Genomic DNA, 8,960 nt, shown 5'->3' with positions numbered 1-8,960 from the left:
CCCGGACGACGTTCTTCTGGATCTTCCCGGTGGAGGTCCGGGGCAGTTCGTCGACGACGATCACCGACTTCGGGACCTTGTAGCCGTCGAGCCGGTCGCGGAGCGCGGAGATGAGCTTGTCCGGCTGCACCGTCGTCCCGGGCTTCGGCACGACGACCGCCGTGATCGCCTCGCTCCACCGCGCGTGGGGGAGCCCGACCACGACGACCTCGGCGACGTCGGGCTCGGCGTCGTACACCGCCCGCTCCACCTCGATCGACGCGACGTTCTCGCCACCGGTCTTGATGACGTCCTTGGAGCGGTCGGCGAACCAGAGGACGCCGTCGTCGCCGAAGAACCCGACGTCACCGGAGTGGAACCAGCCGTGGGCGAACGCGGCGTCGGTGGCCTCCGGATCGTGCAGGTAGTCCTGCATCGTCGAGGGCCCGCGGTAGACGATCTCGCCCTGCTCGCCGGGCGGCAGCAGGTCACCGCCAGGACCCATGATCCCGACCTGCACCCCGGTCAGCGGCGTCCCGACCGACCCGACGTGTGTCAGCTGGTGCTCGGGCCGGAAGAGCGTGGTGATCGGCGACATCTCGGTCTGGCCGAAGAGCAGCGCGAAGTCGCAGCCGTACCCGTCGAGGCATGCCTTGATCTGCGCCTCGGGCATCGGCGCCATGGCGTAGACGGCGCGGCGGAGGCTCGAGAGGTCGCGGTGAGAGAAGTCGGGGTGGTCGAGCGCGAGGCGGTACATCATCGGCAGCCCGAAGACCTGGGTGATCTTCTCCTGCTCGATCGTCTCGAGGAACCGCGCCGGGTCGAACCCGCGGTGCACGTGGATGGTCGCGCCGACGACGACGGCGGGTGTGCAGAACGCGTTGAGCTGCGCGGTGTGGAACATCGGCATCATCGCGATGAACCGGTCGTCGGCGCTCCAGCCGGAGTCGAGCGCCGCGGACATCGACTCGAGGTGGATCGCGAGGTGGGTCCCGACGACGCCCTTGGGGAACGACGTCGTGCCCGACGTATAGAGGTACGAGAGCGCCGCGCGGTCGTCGATCGCGACCTCGGGGGGTGAGTCGTCGCTGGTGGCGAGCTCCTCCAGCGCCAGCAACGGCACGTTCCTGGCGTCCGCCGCGAGGCCGGCGCCGTTCACTCGTGAGCCGCCGGTCCCCGGCGCCACCACCACGTCGGTCACCCCGGGCGCCTCGGCCAGCGCCTCCGAGATCGACTCGACCAGCTGGGTCTCGACGACGATCCCGCGCGCCTCCGAGTGCCGCAGCACGTACGCCACCTCGTGCGGCCGCCAACCCAGGTTGACGGGCACGCACACCACGCCGGCCTTCGCGCAGGCGTAGTACACGGCGAGGAACTCGGCGCTGTTCCCGGCCGCCAACGCCAGCGCATCACCGACCGCGTACCCGCGCCCCAGCAGCCCGTGCGCGAGCCGATTCACCCAGGCGTCGAAGGCCGCGTACGTGAACCGACGAACCTCGATCTCTCCCGTCGCTTCGCTCGCCCAGGTGTCCACGACGGCGAGGTGGTCCGGCTGGGAGGCCGCCGAGCGCGTGAGGGCGTCCCCGACGTTGACCCGCTGGGCCAGATTGCGCTGCAGGTCCATCGCGACCTCCTCAGTAGGACCGCGGTAGGCCCAGGCCGTGCTGGGCGACGAAGTTGAGGATCATCTCCCGGTTCACGGGGGCGATCCGGAGCAGTCGGGCGAGGCCCCAGTACGGGAGGAGCCCGAACTCGCTGGCCACCCCGTTCCCGCCGTGGGTCTGCATCGCGGCGTCCGCGGCGGCGATCGCAGCCTCGGCGGCGGCGTACTTCGCCATGTTCGATTCCTCGCCCGCGGGCAGCCCCCGGTCGTGCAGCCAGGCGGCCTTGCGCGTCATCAGCGCGGCCAGCTCCGTCTCGATCCGCGCCTTCGCCAGCGGGTGCGCGACCCCCTGGTGCGAGCCGATCGGCTTGCCCCACACCTCGCGCTCGTTCGCGTACCGCGCCGCCCGCGCCAGCGCGTACCGGGCGATCCCGACGCACAGCGCGGCGCCGGTGATCCGCTCCGGGTTCAGCCCGTGGAAGACCTGCCGGAACCCCTGGCCCTCGTCGCCGACCAGCGCCGTCGTCGGGACCCGGACGTCGTCGAACCGCAGCGTGAACTGCTTCTCCGGCAGCATGACGTCGACCGGCAGCGGCACCTTCTGGAGCCCGGGCGCGCCGGTGGGGACGAGGAAGAGCGAGAGCTGGGCGTTGCCGCGCCCGTCCGTGCCGGTCCTCGCGACGAGCAGGAGCGCCTGGGCGTCGTCGACGCCCGAGATGTAGTACTTCTCGCCGCGGATCACCCACTCCCTATCGGGGTGCTCCCCTTCAGCGCGGCGAGCCGTCGTCGCGAGCTGATGGGTGTTGGAGCCGGCGCCGGGCTCGGTGATCGCGAAGACGACCTTCTCCCGCCCCCCCGCAAGGCCCGGCAGCCACTCCTTGCGCTGCTCCTCGGTGCCGTACTCCGCGATCACCGCGGCCGAGATCGCGTGCGTGACCAGCAGGAGCAGCATCGGGGCGCCCGCGGCCGCGGTCTCCTCGCACACCAGCGCCAGTTCGACGAGCCCGCCGCCCCCGCCGCCGTACTCCTCCGGGACCGACACCCCGACGTAGCCGGCGTCGCCCAGGGCATGCCACAGCTCGGTGCACTCGACGCCGCGCCGGGCGTGGTCGACGTAGTAGTCCCCGCCGAACGGGGCCGCGATCCGGCCGACGGCGTCCCGCAGGTCGCGGTGCTCGTCGGTCTCCACGAAGTCCACGCCGACTCCTCACCCTGTGATCCGCCGTTCACTCGAACCGGACCGTAGCGCCTGATCCGCGCAGTGACCAGAGGCACAGCAGCGCGGATCGGCTACGCTTCCCGACAACGACGGGCGCCGCGACCTGCGACGGAGCGCCGTTCACCGAGGAGGGGAGGGGGCGGTCATGAGCGAAGCTCATGTGAACGATGTTGGTCGCCCCGACGACGAAATCCGTTCACATGCGAAGCGCGGCCGTCGGGACCCCGCCCGCAAGGACCGCATCCTCGCCGCGGCCGCCGACCTCGTCGCCCGCCACGGCTACCACGCCGTCGGGATGGCCGACATCGGCGCGGCCGCGGGCATCGTCGGGTCCGGGATCTACCGGCACTTCGACTCCAAGGCGGCCCTGCTCTCAGCCCTCCTCGAGCAGCTCATGGACGAGATGACGCAGGCCGCCACGGCTGCCGTCGCCGAGGCCAAGGACGACCGCGACGCCCTCCAACGCCTGGTCAGCACCCACGTCCGCTTCGCGATCGAGGAGCGACGGCTGCTCCAGGTGTACTACCGCGAGGCGCACCACCTGCCCGAGGAGGCGCTGCGCGGGCTGCGGCGGGCGCAGCGGCACTACATCGAGGAGTGGGTGATCGCGCTCGCGCCGCAGCGCCGGGAGCTCTCCGACGCCGAGCTGCGCGTCGTCGTGCACGCCGCGCTCGGCACCACCCAGGCCGTGCTCTTCCACCACAGCGGCCTGGCGCCGGACCGGCTCGCGGAGCTCCTCGAATCCATGGGCCGCCGCTGCCTGGGCCTCGAGGACCGCGCCGAGTGAATCGTCGGTGACCGGCCCTTGCGTCGGCCACCCGCCCCTGGGAATGCTGCAGGTCACACCGCAGCGGGCAGGGAGGCACGCGTGGACCGTGTCGGCGCAAGCACAGAAGCACCATCACCCGTCGCTTCGCTCGCCCAGACCACCTTCGACGTCACCACCCTGCGCGGGCGCCGTGCCGTGCAGCGGTGGGAGCGCACGTCCGTCGGCGACGTCTTCGAGCGGATGACCTGGAGCTACCCCGACCAGGCCGCGATCATCGGCCGCCCCGGCGCCTACTCCGAGAACCGCTTCGCGCAGGTGACCTATCGCGAGGCCGACCGGATCGCCAACCAGGTCGCGAACGGCCTGCTCGCCCACGGCCTCGAACCAGCCGCCCGCGTGCTCCTGTTCTGCGAGAACTCCGTCGAGGCCTACGTCGCGAAGGTCGGGATAGCCAAGGCCGGGCTGGTCGCGATGCCCCTCAACCCGAGCCTTGCGCCCGACGTCGTCGAGCACCTCATCGCCCACGCCGAGCCGTCGTTCGCCATCACCGACGCCGAGACCTGGCCGCGGGCCGCGGAGGCGTTCGCGCGGGCCGGGCTGGCCGCCGACGTCACCATCGCGATCGGCGGCGACGTCGTCCCCGGCAGCGTCGGCTTCGGCGCCTTCGTCGACGCCCAGCCCGACGACGAGCCCGACATCGAGATCCACGGCGACGACATCTGGGAAATGCTGTTCACGTCCGGGACGACGGCGATGCCCAAGGGCGCGATGATCTCGCACTCGGCGAGCCACGTCGCCGCGATGAGCTTCGCGCTCTCGCTGACCCGCGGCACCGGGCTCGAGAACGAGCTGCGCCTGGGGACCTTCCTCCCGATGATCTACCACGTGGGCGAGCTGATCTTCGCCCTCGGCGCGTTCGTCTCGGGCGGCACGCTGGTGATCGGCCGGCGCCCGGTGCCCGCCGACGTCGCAGCGATGGTCGCCGAGGAGCGGGTGACGGCGCTGTGGGCCGGGTCGCCGCAGTTCGTCACGGCGCTGACCAGGGAGTTCGAGTCGCTCGACGTGACCTGCCTTGCCGTCGTCGTCTACGGGTGGGGCGCCCTGCCGCCGGAGACGTACCGGAAGCTGCTCTCGCAGACCGGGGAGTCGCTCGTCGTGCTCGGCATCTTCGGGCAGACCGAGGCGATCACGTGCCACCGCTTCTGGCCGCGCCGCTGGCCCGAGACCTACGAGGCCACGGCCCCCGTCGTGAACTACGTCGGCCTACCGAGCCCGCTGCTCGCCTCCGACGTGTTCGACGACGACGGCGTATCGCTGCGCGACCGGCCCGGCGTCCCGGGCGAGGTCGTGTACCGCACCCCGACGGTGACGGCGGGCTACTACAAGGACGAGGAGGCGACCCGGGAGGCCTTCCGCACCGGCTGGTTCCACTCCGGCGACAGCGCCGCGTTCGACGAGGACGGCCTGCGCATCGTCGTCGACCGCATCAAGGACATCGTCAAGACCGGCGGCGAGAACGTGTCGAGCCTGCGGGTGGAGGCCGCGCTCTACGAGCACCCGGGCGTCGCGCGGGCCGCCGTCATCGGGCTGCCGCACGATCACTGGGGCGAGGCGGTGACCGCCGTCGTCGTGCCGGCTCCGGGTGCTGCGGTCGACGCCGACGAGCTGATCGCGCACTGTCGACAGCGGCTCGGCGGGTACGAGACGCCCAAGGCGGTGGTGTTCGCCGACGAGCTCCCGGAGACCGTCGGCGGCAAGGTCCTCAAGTACAAGCTGCGCGCGACCTACGCCGACCTGTACGCGGTGACGGCGTGAGGATCGGGGTCAACGCGGGGCACTTCATCGGGGCGCCGCCGGCGGATTTCGCGGCTCGGGTGCGGGCTCTGGACGACGCCGGGTTCGCCTCGCTGTGGTTCGCCGAGGCGTACGGGTCGGACGTGTTCACCCCGATGGCGTTCAGCGCGGCGCTGACGTCGCGGATCCGGCTGGGGGCAGCGGTGGCCCAGCTTCCGGCGCGGACCCCGACGGCCACGGCGATGGCGGCGATGACGCTCGACCACCTGTCGGGCGGGCGGGTGGTGCTGGGGCTGGGGGCGTCGGGGCCGCAGGTGTCGGAGGGCTGGCACGGGGTCTCGTACACGCGGCCGTTGGCGCGGACGCGGGAGTACGTCTCGATCGTGCGGTCGGCGCTGGCCCGGGACGAGCCGGTGCAGTTCGCGGGGGAGCACTTCACGCTGCCGTCGGCCGGGTCGGAGCTGGGGAAGCCGCTGCGGTCGTCGTTGCACCCGTACCGGCCGCACCTGCCGGTGTATCTGGGCGCGGAGGGGCCGAAGAACGTCGCGCTGGCCGCCGAGATCGCCGACGGGTGGCAGGCGATGTTCTTCGCGCCGGCATTCGACTGGTTCTACCGGTCCGCGCTGGAGGAGGGCTTCGCGCGACGGCCCGGCGGGCGGCCGGAGGGGTTCGAGGTGATGGCGACGGTGCCGGTGGTGCTGGACGACGACGTCGAGCGGGCCGCCGACCGGATTCGGCCCGAGCTGGCGCTCTACATCGGTGGAATGGGCGCCCGCGGGGCGAACTTCCACCACGACGTGTTCGTGCGGATGGGCTACGACGCGGTGGCGGCGCGGGTGCAGGAGCTGTACCTGACGGGCCGCAAGCCCGAGGCCGCGGCGGCGATCCCGACGGAGCTGGTGGAGCAGGTCGCGCTGGTCGGGCCGGTCGGGAAGGTGCGGTCGGAGCTCGACCGATGGGAGGCGACCGTGGTGGACGAGATCGCGATCCAGGGGTTGCCGGACGACGTCGAGTCGGTGGCGCGGCTGCTCTAGAGGCTGGACGCGGCGGTCCGCTACGTCCCGCCTCAGGCAGCCCTGACGGCCAGGATCGAGGCCACCGTGAACTCGCGCCGGTCGTTGCGCAGATGGCACCACGACACCAGCCACCGGTGCATGAGCGCCTGCGGGGTGATCGCCCGCTCCGTGACCGACCCGCTGTTGACGCGGTAGGTGATGTGCACCGGCACGCGGTGGTCCAGCGCGTGCGCGAGGAGGTCGAGCTCGTCGACCGACAGCCGGCCGTTGAGCCCGGCCAGGGTCTGCACCGTCGGGCTGCCCGCTGCTGCCGGGCCCGCCCGGAGCCGGCGCACCACGTCCGCGGGGTCGGCGCCCGGAGTCGTCAGCGTTTCCTCCGCGTAGGCCTGCTCCACGGGGGCGCGCTCCACGGCGATCGCGCCGCTGCCGTCGTCGAGGACCGGGCTGTACCCGGCCTCGCGCAGCATCGTCAGGACCCGAGACGGTGGCTCGGGGGAGGCGAGGACCTCCCGCGTCAGCCGACGCCACCCGAGCTTGCGCAGCGCCCGGCCGTGGGCGAGCTCCTCGATCAACGCCTCCTCGGCGACGACGCACGTCCGCACCTCGTGCACCCGGATCGAGCCGTGCACCCGGGCGACGTCACGCACCAGGTAGTCGAGCGGCTGGGGGACCTCGGTGCCCGAGAGGGCGTGCAGGCCCGCGAGCAGCTGGTCGGAGGTCCAGCCGAGGTCGAGGGCGCGGCGGACGGTCCGGGGCGAGAACCGGTGGACCGTGGCGGTGCCCCGGTTCTCGACCTCGGCGGCGTCGGTCAGCAGCCGTACCCCCTCGTCGTCGGGAGTCCCGGTGACGATCGCGGTGAGATCGGACTGCAGGACGACCTGGCAGTCGACGTCTCCCAGCACCCGCTCCGCGGCGCCGGCCAGCGCCGCCACGTCCGCCCCGACGGCTACCAGCGCCATTCCGAGCGGCGCCAACCCGTCGGAGTCCGCGACACCGAGCCGCACCGCCTCGGCGAGGGCCGCCTGCGTGACCGCGGTCCGCCACGGTCCCGGGCCGAAGAACCCGGCGTACCAGCCGATCTCGTCCGCCGCCGCGCTCAACGAGCCGCCGTCCCGTCCCGCCCGCAACAGGGCGCGGCGCAGTTCCCCGGAGTTCACGGCCGGCGCGATCGGGGGCTTGGTCTCGGTCCCATCGGGATCGGCGCGATGCAGCGAGGGGTGGGGCTGCTCGACCCAGCAGGCCACCAACTCGGCCCATCGTCGTGCGGCCGTCGCCCGTCGCCAGGTCGGATACCGGTCCGTGGTCGTGTAGCCGTCTGCCCCGACTCCGAGCAGGCCGGTGGCGGAGGTGAGGTCGAGGATCATCGCGAGCACGCCGTCGTCGGGAAGCCCCAGGGTCTTGACGAGGCGGCCCCGCTCGCGTTTGCCGACCCCACCGCTCTTCAGCGCACCGAGCGGGGAGGTCCGGGCGTGGTCGAGAACCAATCCGGCGCAGCGCAGGAACTCCTGAGCAGCTTCGGCGGCGCCCCTGTCGAGGTGGGCGGGTGGCAGCGCCGGCGGTCCGGTCACGCGCGCGACCCGCAGCCACGCCGCGATCGCGACCTCCCGTGGAACGACGAGGCGGTAGCCCGCCTCCACGACCATGCCGCGGGTGATCAGCCGTTCCGCCACGCGGTCCCGGCCGGTCACATGCCAGGAGCCGAGCATGTCCAGGAGTCGGCCGCGGTGCGCCTCCTCGAGTGCGTCGACCCTGGCGACGACAGCCGGTCGGTCGGCCAGCGCCGCCGCGACCGCCTCGGCCACGGTCGCCTTCAGTCCCGACGACGGGGCACCGTGTGCGGAGGCGAGCACCCGCAGGTCGTCGACCCGGATCGCCCGGGCCAGTTTCGTGATGTCCTCCCCGCCGCCGATCTCGGCGAGGAAGTGCTCGGTGAGCCGGTCGGGTAGCGTAGGCGCTTCCCGGACTCCCACGCCAGCCCGAGCGCGGCCAGCCGTTCCACCGCGCGGTCCACATGCTCGAGCTGTGTGTCGAACAGGTCGGCGACGGCGGGCCGGGTCGCCTCCTCGCCCAGGACGACGACCGCCCGGCCGACCTCGAGGGCGTCGCTGTCGGCCTGCATCAGCGCGTCGCGCAGCGACGATGCGCTGGTCAGCCGCGCGGCGAGCCGGGAGAAGTCGGCGGGCAGCGGCTCGATGCAGGCGTCGCGGCGGCGCGTCAGGAGCGCCGTGAGGGCTTCGTGGTCGAGACGCTCGAGGTGCTCGGCGAAGGTCGCGGGCATGACGAGCAGTCTCCCGGGGGCCGGGAGAAGGTCCCGACGGCGGGTTCACCCACGGAGATCTCGACGGCGAGGGTGGCGCGGCTTCCAGACGGCCGGGACGCCGCGGCCCGCGTCGTCGTCTGACTAGCGTCGGCGGTTCGCTCCCCAGTGCCGGTGGAGGGGCGGCAGGTCCGTCAACCCGGGGTCGGGTCCCGGCTCGTTCTCCCCGTCGTCCTGGTCGAAGTCGCGGCCGTACTGGTCGGGTATCGAGCCCCATCCCCAGTAGGGCAGCGGCTGCTCAGGCTCCAGTCCGAGTACGTCGA

7 protein-coding genes are annotated in these 8,960 nt (G+C 72.6%); 3 read left to right on the top strand and 4 right to left on the bottom strand.

Features of this window, described 5'->3' with window-relative positions:
- Together VGH76_RS00245 and VGH76_RS00240 are read right to left on the bottom strand one after the other, a co-directional pair.
- Positions 1–1,603 (bottom strand): AMP-binding protein (locus VGH76_RS00245; protein ID WP_331554589.1); only part of this gene is annotated, 1,603 nt, incomplete at its 3' end.
- 10 nt (positions 1,604–1,613) lie between these two features.
- Positions 1,614–2,780 (bottom strand): acyl-CoA dehydrogenase family protein, encoded by a 1,167-nt coding sequence (locus VGH76_RS00240; protein ID WP_331554588.1) that lies wholly within the window; start codon positions 2,778–2,780, stop codon positions 1,614–1,616.
- A gap of 166 nt (positions 2,781–2,946) precedes the next feature.
- Here VGH76_RS00240 and VGH76_RS00235 point away from each other — a divergent pair, with 166 nt between their 5' ends.
- From VGH76_RS00235 to VGH76_RS00225, 3 genes are all read left to right on the top strand, one after another.
- Positions 2,947–3,588, top strand: coding sequence for a TetR/AcrR family transcriptional regulator (locus VGH76_RS00235; RefSeq protein WP_331554587.1), 642 nt, complete (start codon positions 2,947–2,949; stop codon positions 3,586–3,588).
- An 81-nt stretch (positions 3,589–3,669) separates the two neighbouring features.
- On the top strand, positions 3,670–5,385 hold the full coding sequence (locus tag VGH76_RS00230; RefSeq protein WP_331554586.1) for an AMP-binding protein: 1,716 nt from the start codon (positions 3,670–3,672) through the stop codon (positions 5,383–5,385).
- Positions 5,382–6,398: an LLM class F420-dependent oxidoreductase gene (locus VGH76_RS00225; RefSeq protein WP_414637630.1), complete on the top strand. Its 1,017-nt coding sequence runs from the start codon at positions 5,382–5,384 to the stop codon at positions 6,396–6,398. The genes VGH76_RS00230 and VGH76_RS00225 overlap by 4 nt, the downstream gene beginning before the upstream one ends.
- Positions 6,399–6,430: 32 nt before the next feature.
- Here the strand turns inward: VGH76_RS00225 and VGH76_RS00220 are convergent, their stop codons facing one another.
- On the bottom strand, positions 6,431–8,230 hold the full coding sequence (locus VGH76_RS00220; protein WP_331554585.1) for a helicase-associated domain-containing protein: 1,800 nt from the start codon (positions 8,228–8,230) through the stop codon (positions 6,431–6,433).
- Positions 8,191–8,658: a hypothetical protein gene (locus VGH76_RS00215; protein WP_331554584.1), complete on the bottom strand. Its 468-nt coding sequence runs from the start codon at positions 8,656–8,658 to the stop codon at positions 8,191–8,193. Before VGH76_RS00215 ends, VGH76_RS00220 begins: the two co-directional genes overlap by 40 nt.
- Positions 8,659–8,960: the final 302 nt, after the last annotated feature.

This window comes from Actinomycetospora sp., assembly GCF_036497585.1.
Taxonomy (GTDB): domain Bacteria; phylum Actinomycetota; class Actinomycetes; order Mycobacteriales; family Pseudonocardiaceae; genus Actinomycetospora.
The sequence above is the reverse complement of the archived record's forward strand: the minus strand, read 5'-3'. Positions and strand labels throughout refer to the sequence as shown.

What these genes read in the sequence shown, in the direction of transcription:
- VGH76_RS00235 (WP_331554587.1), top strand. Translation starts at nt 2,947, where the DNA reads ATGAGCGAAGCTCATGTGAACGATGTTGGTCGCCCCGACGACGAAATC.
- VGH76_RS00215 (WP_331554584.1), bottom strand. Translation starts at nt 8,658, where the DNA reads ATGCCCGCGACCTTCGCCGAGCACCTCGAGCGTCTCGACCACGAAGCC.